The sequence below is a fragment of the Psychrobacter urativorans genome (assembly GCF_904846675.1).
GTDB classification, from domain to species: domain Bacteria; phylum Pseudomonadota; class Gammaproteobacteria; order Pseudomonadales; family Moraxellaceae; genus Psychrobacter; species Psychrobacter urativorans_B.
In genome coordinates, this window is the sequence record NZ_CAJHBT010000016.1 from 1 (window position 1) to 19,897 (window position 19,897).

General features: G+C 43.9%; 14 protein-coding genes. 11 read left to right on the forward strand and 3 right to left on the reverse strand.

Annotation, left to right across the window (positions count from 1 at the left end; genetic code table 11):
- The first annotated feature begins 160 nt into the window (after window positions 1–160).
- The 8 genes from prpB (at window position 161) to JMY06_RS08410 (ending at window position 11,620) form a co-directional block, all read left to right on the forward strand.
- A complete protein-coding gene (gene prpB / locus JMY06_RS08375; protein ID WP_413786905.1) occupies window positions 161–1,054 on the forward strand; it encodes a methylisocitrate lyase in 894 nt (297 codons plus the stop codon).
- A gap of 89 nt (window positions 1,055–1,143) precedes the next feature.
- The gene (gene prpC, locus JMY06_RS08380; protein ID WP_201617876.1) at window positions 1,144–2,271 is read left to right on the forward strand and encodes a 2-methylcitrate synthase; all 1,128 of its coding nucleotides are present in this window, start codon (window positions 1,144–1,146) and stop codon (window positions 2,269–2,271) included.
- Between the two features lie 277 nt (window positions 2,272–2,548).
- Entirely contained in the window at window positions 2,549–5,182 is a 2,634-nt protein-coding gene (gene acnD, locus JMY06_RS08385; RefSeq protein WP_201617912.1) for a Fe/S-dependent 2-methylisocitrate dehydratase AcnD, read from the forward strand.
- 107 nt (window positions 5,183–5,289) lie between these two features.
- On the forward strand, window positions 5,290–6,510 hold the full coding sequence (gene prpF / locus JMY06_RS08390; RefSeq protein WP_201617877.1) for a 2-methylaconitate cis-trans isomerase PrpF: 1,221 nt from the start codon (window positions 5,290–5,292) through the stop codon (window positions 6,508–6,510).
- Window positions 6,511–6,796: 286 nt separating this feature from the next.
- A complete protein-coding gene (locus tag JMY06_RS08395; protein ID WP_227672252.1) occupies window positions 6,797–8,650 on the forward strand; it encodes an ABC transporter ATP-binding protein in 1,854 nt (617 codons plus the stop codon).
- A gap of 73 nt (window positions 8,651–8,723) precedes the next feature.
- Window positions 8,724–9,335, forward strand: a complete 612-nt coding sequence (locus tag JMY06_RS08400; protein ID WP_201617878.1) for a GNAT family N-acetyltransferase — start codon at window positions 8,724–8,726, stop codon at window positions 9,333–9,335.
- 107 nt (window positions 9,336–9,442) lie between these two features.
- Window positions 9,443–9,991, forward strand: coding sequence for a GNAT family N-acetyltransferase (locus JMY06_RS08405; protein ID WP_201617879.1), 549 nt, complete (start codon window positions 9,443–9,445; stop codon window positions 9,989–9,991).
- A 129-nt stretch (window positions 9,992–10,120) separates the two neighbouring features.
- A complete protein-coding gene (locus JMY06_RS08410) occupies window positions 10,121–11,620 on the forward strand; it encodes a bifunctional 2-methylcitrate dehydratase/aconitate hydratase (protein WP_201617880.1) in 1,500 nt (499 codons plus the stop codon).
- 57 nt (window positions 11,621–11,677) lie between these two features.
- On the opposite strand, the gene JMY06_RS08415 is transcribed toward JMY06_RS08410, so the two are convergent.
- Both JMY06_RS08415 and JMY06_RS08420 read right to left on the reverse strand, forming a co-directional pair.
- Window positions 11,678–12,433: an SDR family oxidoreductase gene (locus JMY06_RS08415; protein WP_201617881.1), complete on the reverse strand. Its 756-nt coding sequence runs from the start codon at window positions 12,431–12,433 to the stop codon at window positions 11,678–11,680.
- A 161-nt stretch (window positions 12,434–12,594) separates the two neighbouring features.
- Window positions 12,595–14,100, reverse strand: a complete 1,506-nt coding sequence (locus tag JMY06_RS08420) for a nucleobase:cation symporter-2 family protein (protein ID WP_201617882.1) — start codon at window positions 14,098–14,100, stop codon at window positions 12,595–12,597.
- A gap of 605 nt (window positions 14,101–14,705) precedes the next feature.
- On the opposite strand from JMY06_RS08420, the gene JMY06_RS08425 reads away from it, so the two are divergent.
- From JMY06_RS08425 to JMY06_RS08435, 3 genes are all read left to right on the forward strand, one after another.
- Window positions 14,706–16,091 carry a DUF2868 domain-containing protein gene (locus JMY06_RS08425; RefSeq protein WP_201617883.1) on the forward strand — a complete coding sequence of 462 codons (1,386 nt, stop codon included), beginning with the start codon at window positions 14,706–14,708 and terminating at the stop codon, window positions 16,089–16,091.
- 9 nt (window positions 16,092–16,100) lie between these two features.
- The gene (locus JMY06_RS08430; RefSeq protein WP_201617884.1) at window positions 16,101–17,078 is read left to right on the forward strand and encodes a sterol desaturase family protein; all 978 of its coding nucleotides are present in this window, start codon (window positions 16,101–16,103) and stop codon (window positions 17,076–17,078) included.
- A gap of 203 nt (window positions 17,079–17,281) precedes the next feature.
- On the forward strand, window positions 17,282–18,745 hold the full coding sequence (locus tag JMY06_RS08435) for a DUF3482 domain-containing protein (protein ID WP_201617914.1): 1,464 nt from the start codon (window positions 17,282–17,284) through the stop codon (window positions 18,743–18,745).
- 61 nt (window positions 18,746–18,806) lie between these two features.
- Here the strand turns inward: JMY06_RS08435 and JMY06_RS08440 are convergent, their stop codons facing one another.
- Window positions 18,807–19,826 (reverse strand): ArsA family ATPase, encoded by a 1,020-nt coding sequence (locus tag JMY06_RS08440; protein ID WP_201617885.1) that lies wholly within the window; start codon window positions 19,824–19,826, stop codon window positions 18,807–18,809.
- Window positions 19,827–19,897: the final 71 nt, after the last annotated feature.

Below are 19,897 nucleotides of genomic sequence, written 5' to 3' on the forward strand. Positions count from 1 at the left end.
ATTTTAAATAAACTAATATATTGGCGTAATTATTGCTTTGCAATCATTAATAATTGCGTGTACTTTAAGATAACAATTATCGAATTAACTTTATTAAATTAGTAAACGGCTACCTTCCCTTCCGTACTCTTATTCTCTACATAAGGATTCTCGCATGACCATGACATCAGGATCAGCTGGCGCTCGCTTTCGCAGTGCGATTAAACAAAAAAATGATGATAAACAACCGCTACAAATCGTCGGTACGATTAATGCCTATACGGCGATGATGGCAACGCAAGCTGGTCATCAAGCGATATATCTCTCTGGCGCTGGCGTGGCCAATGCCTCATTCGGTCTACCGGATTTAGGTATGACCAGCCTTGATAATGTCTTAGAAGACGCCCGCCGAATTACGGATGCCGTTGATACCCCATTGTTAGTAGACATTGATACCGGCTTTGGCGGCGCGTTTAATATTGCCCAAACCATTAGAAAAATGGAAAAAGCCGGCGTCGCTGCGGTACATATCGAAGACCAAGTGGCACAAAAACGTTGTGGTCATCGTCCTAATAAGGAAATCGTTAGTATTTCTGAGATGGTAGATCGCCTAAAAGCGGCGCTTGATGCCAAAGTTGATAAGGACTTTGTAGTAATGGCGCGTACGGATGCGCTATCTGTCGAAGGTCTTGATGCTGCCGTTGAGCGTGCTGTTGCCTTTCAAGAAGCGGGTGCGGATATGATTTTCGCTGAAGCGTTAACGGATATCGAGATGTATCGCAAATTTACCGATGTACTTGACATTCCGGTACTGGCTAACATGACTGAGTTTGGTCAGACTGACCTTTATAGCACTGAGCAGCTGCATGGCGTTGGCGTCGATATGGTGCTTTATCCATTATCAGCTTTCCGTGCCATGAATCAAGCGGCGCTCAATGTTTATCAGCATATCTTAGCTGATGGTACTCAACAGAAAGTTGTCGATACCATGCAAACCCGTATGGAGCTCTATGACTTCTTAAACTATCATGAGTTTGAGCAGACTTTAGATAAGCTGTTTGCTGATAACAAGTAAAGTATAAATAGTTATTAGTCATAACTTATCATTTAGTTTTAACCGTTAATACTACTAATTAACATCAAGCCACCAAAAAGGAATTTACCATGGCAGCACAAAAGGAACTTTCAGGCGCAGGTCTTCGTGGTCAAGTCGCTGGCAAGACCGCTTTATCTACCGTTGGTAAGTCAGGCTCAGGTCTGACCTATCGCGGCTATGACGTGTCAGAGTTGGCAGATAAGTGCATTTTTGAAGAAGTCGCTTATCTATTACTTTATGGCAATTTGCCTACGCAAAGCGAGCTTGATGCTTATCAAACCAAACTTAAAGGCTTACGCGGGCTACCGCAAGCACTAAAAGAGGTACTTGAGCGTATCCCTGCTGAGGCGCATCCGATGGATGTCCTACGTACCGGTTGTTCAATGTTAGGTAACCTTGAGACCGAAATGGATTTCGCTGAAGAAAACGACCAAGCGGATCGTATGCTAGCGGTATTCCCATCCATCATTAACTACTGGTATCGCTTCACTCATGATAACGTGCGTGTCGAAACAGAGACGGATGATGAGACCATTGGTGGTCATTTCTTGCATCTGCTTAAAGGTGAGAAGCCAAATGAGCTGCATGAAAAGGTCATGAACGTATCACTTATCCTCTATGCTGAGCATGAGTTTAACGCCTCGACCTTCACTGCACGTGTTTGCGCCTCTACTCTATCTGATATCCATTCTTGTATCACTGGCGCAATCGGTTCATTACGTGGTTACCTGCATGGCGGCGCGAATGAGGCGGCAATGGATATGATCGAAGGCTTTAGCTCACCTGATGAAGCTGAAAGAGAAATGATGGCGATGCTGGCACGTAAAGACAAGATCATGGGCTTCGGTCATGCGATCTATAGCGACTCAGATCCACGTAACGTCGTTATTAAAGGTTGGGCTGAAAAACTCGCTGCAGACGTTGGCGACGAGGTGCTATATCCCGTATCAGTACGCGTTGAAGAAGTTATGTGGCGCGAGAAGAAATTATTCTGTAATGCAGATTTCTTTCATGCATCAGCCTATCACTTTATGGGTATTCCAACTAAACTGTTCACGCCTATCTTTGTTTGCTCGCGTCTAACTGGCTGGGCATCTCATGTGTTTGAGCAGCGTGCCAATAACCGCATCATTCGCCCAAGTGCGGAATATATTGGCGAAGAGTTGCGCTCTGTACCGGATATGAGCGCGCGTTAATTTTATATTCATCATAAAGTTTTATGGTAAATATAATTCGTTTAACTGCTAAGTCATATCGATATGACTTAGCAGTTAAATCACCTCCTATCATTTTTCAATAATTCTCACTTTATTTGGTTTCAGTTTTTTTAGCAAAGCCCGCCAGAACTATTAGTGACAATCGCATTAAGGCATAATAATGATTTTGCTAAAAAAATTTCTCCTTCTTACTTATTTAACCCCCATTTAACCAGCCAACCGCTAAAGGTACTCTATGAACAACCTAATTCAGCCAATGAATGAGCAATTCAAAAAGTCACTTCCTGATACCGAACTGTATTACTTTGATACCCGCGAAGCCGTCGAGAATATCGAAGCTGGCGCGTATGACCAACTACCCTTCTCATCAAAAGTACTGTGTGAAAACTTAGTTCGCCGTTGTCCTCCTGAAGACTTAACCGCTGCACTAACTCAGCATATCAAAGGCAAGCAAGACCTTGATTTTCCTTGGTATCCTGCGCGTGTGGTTTGCCATGATATTTTAGGACAAACTGCTTTTGTTGACTTAGCTGGCCTGCGTGATGCGATTGCTGAGCAAGGTGGTGACCCTTCAAAAGTTAACCCTATTGTCCCAACGCAATTGATTGTTGACCACTCGCTTGCTGTTGAACATGCCGGCTTTGAAGAAAACGCCTTTGAGAAAAATCGTGCCATTGAAGAGCGCCGTAATGATGACCGTTTTCACTTTATTAACTGGTGTGAGCATGCCTTTGATAACGTCAACGTCGTACCACCCGGTAACGGCATCATGCATCAAATTAACCTAGAAAAAATGTCTCCGGTTGTGCAAGTAGTAAAAGGTAAAGACGGTCGTGAAGTTGCCTTTGCTGATACTTTAGTCGGTACGGACAGCCATACGCCTATGGTTGATGCGCTTGGCGTCATCTCCATCGGTGTTGGTGGTTTGGAAGCTGAAAGCGTCATGCTAGGTAATCCATCTTATATGCGCTTGCCAGACTTTGTTGGTGTCAAACTAACTGGTAAATTGCAAAAAGGCATTACTGGTACCGATTTAGTATTAGCAATGACCGAGTTCTTACGTGATGCTGGCGTGGTCTCTACCTATATCGAATTCTTCGGTGATGGCGCCCGCCAGCTGACTGTTGGTGATCGTGCGTCTATCTCTAATATGACGCCTGAGTATGGTGCGACTGCGGCGATGTTCTATATCGATGAGCAAACTATCGACTATCTACGCCTAACCGGTCGTAGTGAAGCGCAAATTAAGCTGGTCGAGCAGTATGCCAAACAAACGGGTCTATGGGCTGATGGTATGGAAAACGCCGTCTACGAGCGTGTGCTTGAGTTTGACTTATCGGCAGTGGTACGTAATCTTGCCGGCCCTTCTCGCCCGCATGCTCGTGTTTCAACTACTGATTTGGTTGCCAAAGGCATTGCCCACGGTGCTGATGAAAAACTGCCAGAACCAAAAGACGGTATGATGCCAGATGGCGCGGTTATTATTGCAGCGATTACCAGCTGTACCAATACTTCTAACCCACGCAATATGGTTGCTGCTGGCTTGGTCGCTCGTAACGCCAATGAGAAAGGCTTATTACGTAAGCCTTGGGTGAAAACATCATTAGCCCCTGGTTCTAAAACCGTAAAAATGTACCTAGAAGAAGCAGGGCTGATGTCTGAGATGCAGCAAATAGGCTTTGACGTGGTCGGCTTTGCTTGTACGACCTGTAATGGTATGAGTGGCGCGCTGGATCCTGATATCGAAAAAGAAATCATTGATAATGATTTATTCACCACCGCAGTGCTATCCGGTAACCGTAACTTTGATGGTCGTATCCATCCCTATGCTAAGCAAGCGTTCTTAGCATCACCACCATTGGTTATTGCTTATGCTATCGCTGGTAATATTCGCTTTGATATCGAAAAAGATTCATTAGGCCAAGACCAAGATGGCAATGAGATTTACCTAAAAGACATCTGGTTCGACGATGACGAAGTCGATGCTATTGTGGCAGAAGCCGTGAAGCCTGAACAGTTCAATGCCGTCTATATCCCGATGTTTGATGAAGCTAAAAAAGACACTGGTAAAGCCTTAAGCCCATTATATAACTGGCGTGATCAGACTACTTATATCCGCCGTCCGCCCTATTGGGAAGGTAAAATGGCGAAGAAAAATGCGCTAACTGGTATGCGCCCGTTAGCCGTACTTGGTGATAATATCACTACTGACCATATGTCACCGTCGAATGCTATCTTAGGTGATTCAGCTGCTGGTGAATATCTTGATACCATGGGTTTACCTGCCGAGGACTACAACTCGTATGCCACCCATCGCGGTGATCACTTAACCGCTCAGCGTGCAACTTTTGCCAATCCTAAATTGCTGAATGAAATGGTACGCGATGAAGACGGTGAGATTATCCAAGGCTCACTTGCCAAGGTTGAGCCGGAAGGCCAAGTCATGCGCATGTGGGAAGCGATTGAAACCTACATGAACCGCGAACAGCCGCTTATCATCATCGCTGGTGACGGCTATGGTCAAGGTTCAAGCCGCGACTGGGCTGCCAAAGGCGTACGCTTAGCCGGTGTTGAATGTGTGGTCGCTGAAGACTTTGAGCGCATTCACCGTCAAAACTTAGTCGGCATGGGCGCCCTACCGCTACAGTTTGAAGAAGGCGTCACGCGTCAGACCCTCAATATCGATGGCTCAGAAGTATTTGATGTCACCGGTGAAGTGTCTGCTGGCGGGTTGATGAATCTAGTTATTCATCGTGCCGATGCCAGCATTACCGAAGTTCCTATCATTTGTCGTTTAGATACTGCCGATGAAGTAAAAATGTATCATGCTGGCGGGATGCTACAGCGTTTTGCCAAAGAGTTTATCGATGGTACGTTAGACATTGCTTAGTGTTAATAGTATCGCTAATTAATTTTATAAGAGAGCCGACCTTGTATAATATATTTATATAGCGTTGGCTCTTTTTCTATTACAACTATAAAAAAGGACTTATCACAATGAACCAATCAAACTCTACGCCAAAACAATCTTTCGCCCCGCAAATTTCTGTCCCTGCCATTTATATGCGCGGTGGTACGTCAAAAGGCACTTTCTTTAAATTGGCTGATTTACCGGAACGCTGTCAAGTAGCTGGGAAGGCTCGTGACCATTTCTTATTGCGTGTTGTCGGTAGCCCCGATCCTTACGATAAGCAAATAGATGGCTTAGGAAATGGTAGCTCTAGTACATCGAAGGCTGTCATTTTATCTCCAACAGATAAAGCTGACCATGATGTGAACTATCTATTTGGTCAAGTTAATATTGCCAAGCCGATGATTGATTGGAGTGGTAATTGTGGCAACTTAACGGCAGCCGTTGGCGCTTGTGCCATTAATATGGGACTGGTAGCAGCCGACCGTATCCCAGCTAATGGCATCTGTGCGGTACGTATCTGGCAAGAGAATATCGGTAAGACGATTATCGCTCATGTTCCTGTGTATACAGATGACAATCAAAAAGTACAGGTACAAGAAACCGGAGACTTTGTCCTCGACGGCGTGACCTTCCCTGCTGCTGAAGTAAAAGTTGAGTTTATCGATCCAGTAGATGGCGACAGCGCTATGTTCCCTACCGGCAATTTAGTCGATAAATTTGATGTACCTAATATTGGCAGCTTTGATGCGACCTTTATTAGTGCCGGTATTCCGACTATTTTCCTCAAGGCTGATGATTTAGGCTTGACGGGTACCGAGCTACAAAGTGATGTTAATAGCGATACTAATTTACTGGCTAAGCTTGAAGCTATTCGCGCTCATGGCGGCGAAGCGATGGGCTTGTTTAAAGATATTAGCGAGGCACAAACCCGTCAACATACCCCAAAATTGGCATGGGTTGCACCAGCTGCTAGTTATACCGCATCCAGTGGCAGCAACGTCTCTGCGGACGACATTGATTTGGTTGTACGAGCGATGAGTATGGGACAATTGCATCATGCCATGATGGGCACAGCGGCAGTAGCAATTGCAGCAGCAGCAACCACTCAAGGCACACTGGTCAATCAAGCGGCTGGTGCTGGCAAGTTATCGGAAGTGCGCTTTGGTCATCCATCTGGTACGCTATTAGTCGGTGGCAAAACAGAACAGGTCGATGAACGCTGGCAAGCTAAGAAAGTATCGATGAGTCGTTCAGCACGTCGGATTATGGTTGGTGAAGTGTTTGTTCCAGCAGATGCTTTTTAAAGCTTCTAAAAACGCGACGTTAGCATTAAATTAGCCGTGCTTTGCTGAATACTATAATTATTAAATGACTATAAATGGACTGTTGATATACAGTCCATTTTTACGTTAACCATATTCGTAAGATTAGCTTATTTACTTAGGTTTCACCTATTACCTATATTTTCAGAGAATATTGCAGGATAATACTGCTTATAATATAAGCTAATTACTAAGTAATTGAATCTTTTAACCATCAAAAAACTGCTTCTATCAATTGTTTAAATACTAAGGTCGATAAGTTTAAGATATGACAACAACTCCCCAACTTAGCAAGTCACCCTTAGACAAAAAGCCTCCGCTTAAAAAAAATGAGCGCAGGGCTTTGCTGTGGGATATTCTCAAAAAGCTGGCAGTCTTTGCTGCACCTTATAAAACCTTGATTATCGCCACACTAATTTTGACAGTACTTGGCTCATTTACCGCACAGGTTAATGCTTTTGTACTGCGCTATACCGTAGACACTTTAACCGAGATTACGACTTTATCAGAGCCTTGGGAAGCAGGTTTGCGGATGTTGGGTATTATCAGCGCCGTCTTATTGACCAAAGAGGTGCTGTCTATATTTATCTCTTTTGGACAGCGCTACTTCGGTGAAAAAATCCGTATTAATCTATCTCGTGATTTATCACAGCGGATAATTGAGCGTATCCTCACCTATCGCATGGCCTTTTATACCAGTAGCGAAAACGATAGTGGTAAGTTGCAAACTCGTATTGATTATGGCGTCAGCAGCCTCACTAGTTTAGTACAAAACTTTTTTATCGATATGTTGCCACTGTTTGCCAGCGCCATCGTATCGCTCGTTATTATGTTTTCGACCAACTTTTGGATTGGACTAGTTGGTCTTATCATCATACCGATTTACTTTTTCATCAGTCAAAGACAAGCGCGGCGCTTGCAAGGCTTTCGCCGAGAGATGCGCGGGTTTAGGGAAGCCAAAAGTGGCCTTGTTATTTCTCTGATTAATTCCATTAGTGTGGTTAAATCTTTTGTCCGCGAGTCTATTGAGGCGGATAAGCACTTAAAAATTCAGAAAGAGATGACCGAAAACCAGCTTAGAATCCGCAGTATTGGTTTTATTTATGATGCAGTAAAGACCTTTATAGAGCAAATTGGCGTGGTGGTTATTATTTTGTTGACTGCCTATTTTGTGTTAAAGGGTCAAATGACTATCGGTATGATTTTATTTCATGTGTTACTGTTTCAAAATGTGGCTGCCCCTATTCGTCAATTACATCGTATCTATGACCAAATTAATAATGCCTTAACCTATGCAGAAGGTTTTTTTGAGATTTTAGAAGATAATGAACAAGTGGAAAATATAGACGGAATAAGGGGTAAAGACTTACAAGGACATATCGAACTCAAACACGTTGATTTTACTTATCCCAACGGTACGCAAGCGCTAAAAGATGTCAGCTTTACCATTAAACCCAATCGTATTACCGCGTTAGTTGGTTTAAGCGGCGCGGGTAAAAGCACGATTATAAGTCTACTGGTCAAGTTCTATGAGCCAGACGCTGGCACGATATGCTTAGATGGACATAATTTGGCAGATTGTGATACCCATGAGTTACGCCAGCGCATAGGTTTGGTATTACAAAGTAATCATATTTTCTCAGGGACTATCAGTGAAAACATCCGTTATGGTGATATAGGTGCCAGTGATGATGATATTATTGCCGCTGCCAAAAAAGCTTCGATTAATGAGCAAATAATGAGCCTACCCAATGGGTATGAGAGCACAGCAAAATCTTTATCGGGCGGTCAACAGCAGCGTATTGCCTTGGCAAGGATGTTTTTAAAAAATCCACCAATTGTATTTTTGGATGAACCGACGGCGAGTCTTGATGCGATTGCCAGTCAGCAGATTAAAAAAAGCCTCGATTTGATAAAAAAAGACCGCACAGTAATTATCGTCTCGCATAATATTGCCCAAATTATTGATGCTGACGACTTAGTGGTGATAGAAAACGGCCGCGTGGTCGAGATTGGAACTCACGAAGAGCTATACGCGAGGCATGGTAAGTATTTTGAGATATTCAATGCCATGTCTGATAATTTAAACTTGGATAAAATCAATCAAACCCTTAATAGTTAATAGGCGCTTAAAAGATGTTGAGATACGCAAATATAGTTATAATACCTACTAAGTCGCTAGAAGCTATCTAACTATGAGCTGTAAATTTTCTCTAAAAAATTTTGATGAGCTGACCTCAGTTGATCTCTATTATATTTTAAAAGCGCGCTCACAAGTGTTTGTGGTCGAGCAAAACTGCGCTTATCAAGATATTGATGAGGTAGATTTTGATTGTCTGCATCTGGTCGCTCATAAAAATGAGAAACTTATTGGTTATTGCAGAATCATTGCGCCCGATTTTGACAAGGCTAAGCTTAATATAGCTAAATCTCATAACTCAGCAGCAGATGCTACAGGTACAACGCCTAGCATAGGCAGAGTGTTGGTATTGCCAGAATATCGAGGTGACGGTTTAGCACGCCAGATTATGACGCAGGCCATCAAATACTGCCGTAAAAAATATGGTAAAAAGCCCATTGCAATCTCGGCACAGACCTATTTAATCCGCTTTTACGAATCACTAGGGTTTACGCCTTATAGTGAGTTTTATCTTGAAGATGGCATTGAACATGTCGATATGGTTTTATCTCTTCGCAAGAAAGTTAAAGCAAAAAACCAGCGTTCAAGTTCGACGAAAATTCTAAACTTTCTGCTTTTGGTGCTTGCTCTTTTATTTATCGCAGGTTTGATTTATCTAATGGTTTAAACCGCTTTATGGATGGGATAGAATCAAAGTTGTCAATTGAACTTCTTGACTTCTCATATACAGTAAAATAAATAACCCAATAAAACAGCTAGGGATAATTTAAAGCCATGTCAAGTACTACCACGCAGAACGCAAAAAAACCCTCCTCACCATCAGTCGCATGGCAACTGAGCACCTTTGCTGAACTAAGCGCTTATCAGATCTATAACATCATTCAAGCACGCGAACAGGTTTTTGTGAAAGATCAGCATTGCGTTTATATCGATGCTGACGGTCTTGATTTTGATGCTATACATTTATCAGCTTATAACCATGATATTAATGCCAATGCTCATGACTACAATAAACCGCAGTTACTGGCCTATTGCCGGATACTTGCGCCTATTACCGCGCAAAGCCATTCACATACAAACTATCCACGAATCGGAAGAGTACTGGTATCAGCTGACTATCGCGGTCATGGGCTGGCACGTGAGCTTATGCTACGGGCAATTGATTATTGTCATATCCATTTCCCTAAGCAGCCCATTCATATCTCTGCACAAACCTATCTGATTGAATTCTATCAATCGTTAGGCTTTATATGTGAGGGTGGAGCCTTTGACGAAGAGGGTATTGAGCACATTCATATGATTTTGGCTAATTTCTCCATTTAAACGATTCATTACCTCAGATTGACTCATCCTTGTTTTACACTATCTCACTGTTGTTTTATATTGAGTGTGCTACTTTTAAATAATAATATTTATCAATAGTAATAGAATACCTAACTTAAGGAAGAGGAAATGACTACTGTAGAAAGCAATGTTCGCCCAGAATATGACACCGAGATTCAAAAAATTGCTGATTATGTTCTAAATTACTCTATAGATGACGACTCGCCAAACCGTGAAGTCGCATGGAATACCGCGCGCTACTGTCTGATGGATACTATTGGCTGTGGATTGCTCGCGCTACGCTTCCCTGAATGTACCAAGCATTTGGGGCCAGAGTGTGTCGGTCAAATCACCCCTCACGGTGCGCGCGTCCCTGGCACCTCTCATCGACTTGATCCTATCAAAGCCGCTTTTGATATTGGCTGTATGGTGCGCTGGCTTGATTATAATGATACTTGGCTGGCTGCTGAATGGGGACATCCATCAGACAATTTGGGCGGTATCTTAGCGGTAGCAGATTATATTAGCCAGCAGAACATTAGCCAAGGACGCGCTGGGCTCACCATGAAAGCTGTGCTTGAGGCCATGATTATGGCGCACGAAATCCAAGGGGTAATCGCGCTCGAGAACTCGTTTAACCGCGTTGGACTCGATCATGTGTTCTTAGTCAAGCTGGCCTCAACGGCTGTCGTCTCCAAGCTATATAAGCTACCACGCGAACGCATAATGGCAGCCCTCTCGCAAGCCATTGTCGATGGCCAAGCACTGCGTACCTATCGTCATACCCCCAATGCGGGCAGTCGCAAGTCATGGGCGGCAGGCGACGCAACCAGTCGAGCCGTGCGCTTGGTAGACATCACCAGACGCGGTGAGATGGGAATACCTAGTGCGCTAACCGCGCCGCAGTGGGGGTTTTACGATGTGCTATTTAGCCACACCAATAAAGACTTAGCGATTAAGCCTGAAAGCGAACGACGTTTTACCTTTCAGCGTGACTTTGGCAGCTATGTGATGGAAAATATCTTATTTAAGATAAGCTTTCCGGCCGAGTTCCATGCGCAGACCGCGTGTGAGGCGGCAGTCATTTTACATCCGCGAATCGAAGATAGAATTGACGATATTGAAAAGATTGTACTGACCACTCATGATTCGGCAATTCGAATCATCTCAAAGGAGGGTGCGCTGGCCAATCCTGCTGATCGGGATCATTGTTTGCAATATATGGTTGCCGTGCCCCTCTTAACCGGTGATCTTACGGCAGAAAATTACGAAGATGACTATCACGAGCAGCATCTATCGATTGATAAGCTGCGTCGTAAAATGGTCGTAGAAGAAGATCCGCGTTACTCTAAAGATTATCATGATCCAAGCAAACGCTCAATTGCCAATGCTATTCAAATATTCTTTAAAGATGGTACCAACACTGATAAAGTTGCGGTCGAATATCCTATCGGCCATAAGCGTCGCCGCGATGAGGGAATTCCAGTATTAGAGGCTAAATTCCAAGCCAGTCTTGCCACACGGTTTATCGATAGTCGCTGTGAGGCAATCATCGAGCTATGCAATGATCAAGTTGCCTTAGAACAAACGCCAGTCAACGAATTTATGGACATATTTGTCGTTAATTAGGGCGCTCATTTAAGCACCAAAATAATTTTTAGCTTACCTTAAGTCAATGCCGTGGATTTACCACGGTATTGACTCACCTGCCCAATCAACGAAACTTCCGGATTGAGCGGTAGTCATACTTGCTAGCACCCCTAACAAGCACTCAGCACTATAAGCTGGCGAGAATAGATGCCCATCAGCGACATTGCTCTGAAAGGGTGCAGACAACTGAGTATTAACGGTACCCGGCTGCATGACCACCACGCACACGTCTTTGAGAGCCCGCCCCCATTCGATACTTAAATTTTTCATACCCATATTAAGTGCCGCTTTACTCATCCGGTAGCTGTACCAGCCGCCCAGTTTATTATCACTGATACTACCCACACGCGCTGATATCGTCGCAAAAATCGCGGGCTTGTCAGTACTGCGCATCGACTTAGCCAATAAAGGTCTTAGATGCTTGGCAATAAGCAGACCAGCTAAAGCGTTAATTTGCATGCTTCGTAAAAAGAATTCCGTTTCAACTTGTCCAAGTGCTTTTTCCGGTTGCGATTGTTCAGTATGTAGGAGCCCCACGCAGTTAATGATCCAATCAAGGTGATTTCTGTGTTGTTTAATAGCATCAGCGCCTTGCTTTATACTGTCTTCATCGCTGACATCCATTTGCAGCCAATGCAAGTTATCCGCCTCAAAATCGGGCACGCTTCTATGGTAAGTGGCAAAGACGCAAATATTACCTTGCTCATTAGCAGTGCTCTCTACCAACTGTTCGACCATGGCTTGACCGATACCTCCGGTACCACCAATGATAAGGTAGGTTTTGTTATTCATACTGATTCCTTGTCTCGGAGCGTGTCATCATTTTTTCTATACTCTGGTTATTTAGTTTTGTTAGCTTGCCAATAAAAAAAGCCGCCTCATCGGGCGGCTTTCTTGTGCTAAAAGGCAGTCACATTTTAATATGACAATTTGGCACTGTTAACAAGCAGAGGTTAATGATTAGCCGGAGCACTTGGCGGCATCTCTTCCTCTACTTCCACTACAGCAATCTCATTGCCATCAACATCATACAGCTTACCTTCAGTGAAGTAATCGCCTTCAGTCAAGTCTAAAATGACAGCGGGACGTATTGAACGGTCTTCGGTACCAGCAGCAAATACTGACTGGTTCTCTGAGTTACCCATTCTAAAGTGGTTAAATAACAAGTTCAGTGCAATGGCCATAACCGCAGCAGAGCTGATACCTGAATGGAAAATGGTAGCAAACCAATCGGGAAACTGGTCATAAAAAGTTGGCGCTGCAATCGGTAACATACCAAAGCCGATAGAGGCGGCCACAATGATGAGGTTCATGTTGTTGGTGTAGCTGACTTGCGCCAAAGTACGGATACCACTGGCTGCAACAGTACCAAACAACACGATACCCGCCCCGCCTAACACTGCCGTAGGAACGGTGGCAATGACGCGCCCCATAAGAGGCATTAAGCCTAGAATAATTAGAATAATACCAGCAAAAGCGACTACAAAACGGCTTTTAACACCCGTCACAGCAACCAAACCAACGTTTTGCGCAAAAGCACTTTGAGTAAAAGAGCCAAACATCGGCGCGATGATACTCGCTGCCATATCAGCGCGTAGACCATTCCCTAAGCGTTTTGAGTCAATGTCGGTACCAATAATATCACCAACGGCCAAAATATCTGCTGAGGTTTCTACCAAAATAACCAATACCACGATAAACATAGAAATAATGGCGGCAATCTCAAAGGTAGGCGCGCCAAAATGGAATGGGGTAGGAAAGGCGAAGATATCGCCGGTCATAATGCCTGCGAAATCGACCAAACCGAGAGCCCAAGCGACAAAGGTACCGATGACAATAGCAAGCAAAATAGATAAACGACTAATAGCCGCATTACCCAGCTTGCTTAACAACAATACTATTGCCAATGTAAAGGCGGCCAGACCAATATTGGTCATGCTACCAAAGTCAGGCGCGCTTCTATTGCCACCCATTGCCCAGCCTGCGGCTACTGGCATCAAGGTTAAACCAATGGTAGTAATGACCGTGCCGGTTACCAAGGGCGGAAAGAACCTGATAATCTGGGAGAAAAAAGGAGTGATTAAAAGACCGAGAATAGAGGCCGCAATGACGGCACCAAAGACAGAAGGTAGGCCGCCCCCCGTGGTCACAATCGCAACGACGGTCGCGACACTCGCAAAAGACACCCCTTGTACTAATGGCAGCTGAGAACCAAAGTATGGCAAACCGAGGGTCTGTAATAACGTCGCCAGACCACCAATAAATAAAGAAGCTGCGATTAGCAAGCCGATTTCAGACGGTCCTAGACCTGCCGCTTGCCCAACAATCAATGGAACGGCAATAATACCGCCATACATCGTAAGGACGTGTTGAAAGCCATAAGCAATGTTCGCGCCAATGCCCAAGTTTTCATCTTCTGGTCGAGCCATCGTTGGGTTGGAGGTGGATTTAGTATCCATAAATAGGTGTGCTCCCTGCATGTTATATTATATTTTAATGTATCCTGACTGACACATTATGAATGACATAGTAATAAAGCTAAGTAATTCTTACAATGGTTAAGCCTATATTTAACAATAACAATAAAATGACAAGTCTTTTTTAGTTGCCCGCGCTAAGTGTCAACGAATAATCCCCTTTGTTTCATTGTTGATGAAACAGGTGTGATTCCGGTTAGCCGATGCAGGAGCATCAAAACCGTGTACTACTATCATAGTTAAGGTGTAATTATCAAGTTTTGACTTAACGGATGGCTTATTATCTATAATGCTTGTTTTAGTTATGCTCTACAGCTGATAACTCATTTTAGGATAGCGTGTATTTATAAGAACTGCTAGTGATTTTTTGACCATTTGGTCAGTTTTTGAGTTATTTGTTTGTTTTCCCCATTTTAACGGTCAAAATAAACACACTTTAAATGCGCTACAATAGCTATTTACTAAATATTAGCGCTTAACATTATTAATAATTTCTATGAATATTTTTTTAGGTAGCGTATTTTCTTTGACTTATTATGCCATTTTATATTTTTAATTAATATTTGTTTATTCGGATGTCATACCCCATGCTATCACCACAAGACCAATTGACTGAGCTGGTTCGTACGCTTGAGACTCGGCATCACGTCTTTGCCACTGATCCGCTGCTGGTTACAGAAAAGCTGCAAGCTGAAGCCGGTACGCCACCCCAAAAGCTACATTGGCGTGCCGAGCGTATTGATAGTAACGGGGCGCTTGCGCGAGTTCTCGGTAAAATAGATGCTCGCATCAAAGGCATTATGATGATTATGAGTATTGTCTGGTGTGTCTCTGGATTTTTGGGGTTATTTACCTTGTTACAGGCCAATGTGGTCAATTTCTTTTATGTTTTGGTCTGCCTTTTGGGGTTTCATAGCCTAATGTTAATTGGCTGGCTAGTATTAACGGTAATCAATCAAGGCAAATCGTCTGCAAATTGGTTTGCAACCTTTGTCAGTCCCAGTCGTTTAATCCGTGGCAAAGATGATGTCACGCTAGCGGCCGTTGACTTGTACGAGCGCCAATTGCAACATAGTGGGATGCGTTGGTATCTGGGCAGATTTAGTCATCAGTTGTGGCTGGCGACTTTAACCGGCATGTTATTCGCTATTATATTTTTACTGATTGTTCGTCAGTACAGTTTTAGCTGGGAGTCGACGCTGTTATCCAATCAAGCCCTGATTACCCTCACTCATGTGCTGGGCTGGCTACCCAGTATGGTAGGCTTTGATGTTCCTGATAATGCTGCCATCGTCCAAAGTCGTCTGGTGACGGATACACTGCCCTTAACGGTGGCAAGACAATGGGCGAGCTTATTAATCGGTAGTTTACTCATGTATGGCATTGTACCGCGTGCGCTTGCATGGTTATTTTGTGCGCTCATGTTCCGCCGTAAAAAAATGCGCTTAGATATTAAGTTGCCGTATTATCAAAAAATACTTAACTTTTGGCAGCGCCAGGTAGTCGATGCTGATGATTTTACAGAAGTAGCCGCGCCAGTAGCGCCAAAAGCGACAGTTAGCGCTGGTAAAAAGCTAGTCGCCTTACTTGAATACCCAGCCAATACGGATAAATGGTGGCAGGCAGGTCTTGAGCCGTTTGATGGTAGTGGCAGTGAGAATGAAGTGGAGAATTTTGGGATTATTGATGATCGTGATGATATGGCGCGCTTAATGGCCTATTTAAATGAGCATCCGCTACAAGTGTTACTGGGCATTCACAGCCAAGCGTTGCCTGATCGCGGCACATTACGTAAGCTTGATCAGATTGCCACTCATGCTAAAGATGGTGTCATTGTGCAGCTGTTAAATCAAGAAAATATTGACGTCACTCTTTCTAATATAACGCAAAAGACACCGCAACAAATGGTCCGTTATCAGCAATGGCAAACGGCACTATCGGCGCGAAAAATTGGCTTGGTCAATAATAAGTGATGAGATGATATGGCGACAACAAATAATATTGGTTTAATTAACTTAGGTCAGTATGGACAGACCTTAGATGGTTACAAAGACACCATGAACCAGACTATTCTGGCAGTTGCTCCTGAATCATGGCAGGCGCTACTGACCAGTATCCTACCCACACATTGGCAAGAATGGTTATTGCCACTGATGGGCGCACCGTTCTTTTTATTATTTTTGGCAGAGTGGTTTTATCAGTTTAAGCGCGGGCGCGGCGGTACTTTTAGCTGGAAACGTGCCGCGACTAACTTTAGCTTAGGCGGCTCTTATTTAAGTTTTGAGTTAGTTATCCAAGCCTTAGTGGTACTGCCGATTTGTTTATGGCTCTATCAGTATCGGCTATTTACCATTGAGGTGACGTGGCTGACCGCCCTACCAATATTTATCGCTGTTGAGTTTTGCTACTATTGGTTTCATCGTAGCTCGCACCGGGTCAATTGGTTTTGGTCAGCGCATGTGGTGCACCACTCTGACGATCAGATGAACTTATCGACTGCCATGCGCCAAAGTGTGCTGTATTCCGTTACGGGCTGGTGGTTATTTTTTGTTCCACTTATGGTGCTGGGTGTACATCCTGTTTGGGTATTTTTCTTTTACGCGCTAGATTTAATTTATCAATTTTTTATCCATACCGAAACGGTAGGCAAATTTCCAAAATGGATAGAATATATTTTTGATACCCCATCCAATCACCGTGCCCATCATGGTACCGATGGCGCTTATATCGACCAAAATTACGGCGGGGTTATTATTATTTTTGACCGCTGGTTTGGGACTTATGCGGAAGAAGATGCTGTCAACAATCCAGTGAGCTATGGTGCAGTTGGCGTTCCCAGTAATGATAATGTGTTTAGTTTAATATTCTCAGTATTTTATCGGATGTGGCGGCAGTTTTTTCGGGCAAAAGGACTGAAAAACAAACTAAAAGTCCTGTTTCGTCCACCCAGTGTCGCTTAGTGTTGTTAGTTTTATGCCACAATCTATTTTTTAAAACTTAATATAAGATCATTACTATGAATCATGATAATAATAAGAATACTGATAAGGTTTATGATGCGCCTGAGCAGCCTACAAGTAATGAATATTCGAACATAGAGGCATTAAACACACAGCCACCTCGGACTATTAATATTGATAAGAATAATACGAACATCTCCGCTATGCCGTGGGCCAATAAATCGACCACCGCCAGCGATGAGCCATTAAAATTGGCAGTCGTTGGTCATACGAATACCGGTAAAACCTCAATTCTTCGCACTTTGTTGCGCGATGTCTATTTCGGTGAAGTAAAAAATGAAGCGGCGACTACTCGTCATGTTGAGCGCGTCCAAATTAGCGACAGCCAGACTAATGAAGCATTAGTCACTTTATATGACACGCCTGGTCTGGAAGATGCTTCCGGTTTGATGGATTGGTTGGAAGACAATACTGCCAGTCGCCGTGATGGCATCGAGCGCTTGCAGCAGTTTTTGGCAGCGGATATCTCGTATGGAGCCACCGGTGCTGATAGCCTAGAGAGCAATGATGCCTATGGCTACAATGATTATAGCCAAGAAGCCAAGGTTATCCGCCAATTGCTGGCAAGTGATATGGCCATTTATGTGGTTGATGCTCGTGAGCCGGTACTCGGTAAGTATAAAGACGAACTGGCTATTTTGTCATGGGCGGCGATTCCTGTGATGGCAGTATTCAACTTTACGGATAGCCAAGATGCCAATATTGACGCGTGGCAAACCATGCTGGCACGCCGTAACTTACACATCTCAACGCGTTTTGACTCAGTAGCGTTTGAGTTCTCAGATGAGATGGTTTTATGGCAGAATTTAGCCACTATGCTGACTCATTCGGAGACGATTGAGCAGCTTATGCAGCGCCGGACTGAGGATTGGGCGCAGTTATATGATGAGGCCAATATTATAATTGCAGACTTTCTATTGAATGTCGCCGCTTTTGTGCATGAGATTAGCTATGGTGATGACCCGATGCCGGTGTTACAACAGATGCAAGAAGCGGTGCGCCAAAGTGAACGTGCCATGCAGCATAAGCTATTAAATTCGTATAAGTTCTATGATAATGCAGTAGCAGCGACTCCGCTTGAATTACAAGCTTATCAGCAAGATCCTTTTGATCCTGAACTACTCAAAAGCTATGGTATCCGTACCACTTCAGGCGCAGCAGCTGGTGCGTTATTGGGATTAGGTTTTGATGCGGCGGCTCTTGGTACAACCTTAGGATTAGGCGCGGCTCTGGGCGGTATCGCTGGCGGGTTATTGTCTAATACTGGTAGTATTGCGGATAAACTGACAGGGGTAAAACGTTTATATATTGATCCTGCTACATTGACTTTACTGGCGACTCGTGCGATGGACTTACTTGCTGCCCTACGCCATCGTGGTCATGCTGCTACTGACGCTACGCAGATGTTATATAGCGATGGCAATATTAATAATGAGGTTAAACAAGAAAGTATGACCCTTTGGCCAACCCACAAACTACCCAGTGAGCTTAAAAAAGCGCGTAGTAAGCCGCAGTGGTCATCACTTAGTAGTGGTAAGTCTGAACAAGCGCAAAGCCTGCGTGCTGATGCATCGTGGTCCCTATCACATAAACTTGAACGTTTATAAATGAGTATAAGAATTGGGTTAACCTTATACCTCAGAACATTAATATAAGCACCTTAATATCTTAGCTTAATAATGCGTTTAACGCTTCAGTACCACGAACATCCGTTTGTTGTAGATAAATAGGATATATCGGATATTTACTAAAGCTCTTTTCAATATTACCCATGATCGTTTGCTGCCTATCGGCACGCTGTTGCCAAAATGCATCCGTTTGGGTTGGGGTAATAAGCTGATTGACCACGATTGCGGCTGGGGTGAGTTTACTTTCCTCTAACTGCTCAATCGCACGTTTGGTTTCAGCCAAGGGTAATACATCGGCAGTCATTACCAGTACAATGGCGGTTTGCGTACGGTCATGTAGCAGCATTCCTGCCTGACGAAACAACTCTTTACGCTTTTCTAACACCGATACGGCTTGCTCCCAACGATCTGGTTTGTGCTTGGCAAACGGGTTAGGGACGTCGTTTTTATCATTTCTAGATTTAGATTTACTAGTATTGCTATCTAAATGAGTAGCAACCGAGCGCAACTTTGCTTGCCGTCGTTGCTGGGCCAATAACCCATCCGTCCACGCACCCATCATTTCCGGTAATACTAATAAGCGTAACGTATGTCCTGTTGGGGCGGTATCAAAGATAATATGCTCATAACTGGCATCAGCTGCCGCGACCAAATGCTGACACATCGATTCTAGCATCGCTGCTTCTTGTGCTCCCGGCGCTGACTTTGACAGCCGTAAATGTTCACGAATTTTTGGCATCATATCAGGGTTGGCATAACCTGTAATGGTACGTTCGACTTGGGCAAAGTGCGCATCGACGATTACATCAGGATTCAGCTCGATAGCATCGAGGTAAGGATTAATAGCGGTCTTGTCATTAGTTAAACGTACATTTAACACATCGCCCAAGCTATGAGCTGGATCGGTTGAGATAATCAGCGTCTTTTTCTGTTCGCTAGCGAATCGGCTGGCAAGTGCTGCAGCCATAGTGGTTTTGCCGACACCGCCCTTCCCGCCAACAAATATAATAGGCTGTGCGATTAGTTGGGTCTCCAATGAACTTAAAAGTTGTAATGCCATATTCTTATTCTCATTAATCGCTGTTTTTGTTGTCTCTGTTATAGCTACGGTAGTTATTGTTCAAACTCAAA

Excerpts from the sequence above, each read along its gene's own strand:
- prpB (WP_413786905.1), top strand. The coding sequence starts at position 161 with ATGACATCAGGATCAGCTGGCGCTCGCTTTCGCAGTGCGATTAAACAA.
- prpC (WP_201617876.1), top strand. The coding sequence starts at position 1,144 with ATGGCAGCACAAAAGGAACTTTCAGGCGCAGGTCTTCGTGGTCAAGTC.
- acnD (WP_201617912.1), top strand. The coding sequence starts at position 2,549 with ATGAATGAGCAATTCAAAAAGTCACTTCCTGATACCGAACTGTATTAC.
- prpF (WP_201617877.1), top strand. The coding sequence starts at position 5,290 with ATGAACCAATCAAACTCTACGCCAAAACAATCTTTCGCCCCGCAAATT.
- JMY06_RS08395 (WP_227672252.1), top strand. The coding sequence starts at position 6,797 with ATGACAACAACTCCCCAACTTAGCAAGTCACCCTTAGACAAAAAGCCT.
- JMY06_RS08400 (WP_201617878.1), top strand. The coding sequence starts at position 8,724 with ATGAGCTGTAAATTTTCTCTAAAAAATTTTGATGAGCTGACCTCAGTT.
- JMY06_RS08405 (WP_201617879.1), top strand. The coding sequence starts at position 9,443 with ATGTCAAGTACTACCACGCAGAACGCAAAAAAACCCTCCTCACCATCA.
- JMY06_RS08410 (WP_201617880.1), top strand. The coding sequence starts at position 10,121 with ATGACTACTGTAGAAAGCAATGTTCGCCCAGAATATGACACCGAGATT.
- JMY06_RS08415 (WP_201617881.1), bottom strand. The coding sequence starts at position 12,433 with ATGAATAACAAAACCTACCTTATCATTGGTGGTACCGGAGGTATCGGT.
- JMY06_RS08420 (WP_201617882.1), bottom strand. The coding sequence starts at position 14,100 with ATGGATACTAAATCCACCTCCAACCCAACGATGGCTCGACCAGAAGAT.
- JMY06_RS08425 (WP_201617883.1), top strand. The coding sequence starts at position 14,706 with ATGCTATCACCACAAGACCAATTGACTGAGCTGGTTCGTACGCTTGAG.
- JMY06_RS08430 (WP_201617884.1), top strand. The coding sequence starts at position 16,101 with ATGGCGACAACAAATAATATTGGTTTAATTAACTTAGGTCAGTATGGA.
- JMY06_RS08435 (WP_201617914.1), top strand. The coding sequence starts at position 17,282 with ATGCCGTGGGCCAATAAATCGACCACCGCCAGCGATGAGCCATTAAAA.
- JMY06_RS08440 (WP_201617885.1), bottom strand. The coding sequence starts at position 19,826 with ATGGCATTACAACTTTTAAGTTCATTGGAGACCCAACTAATCGCACAG.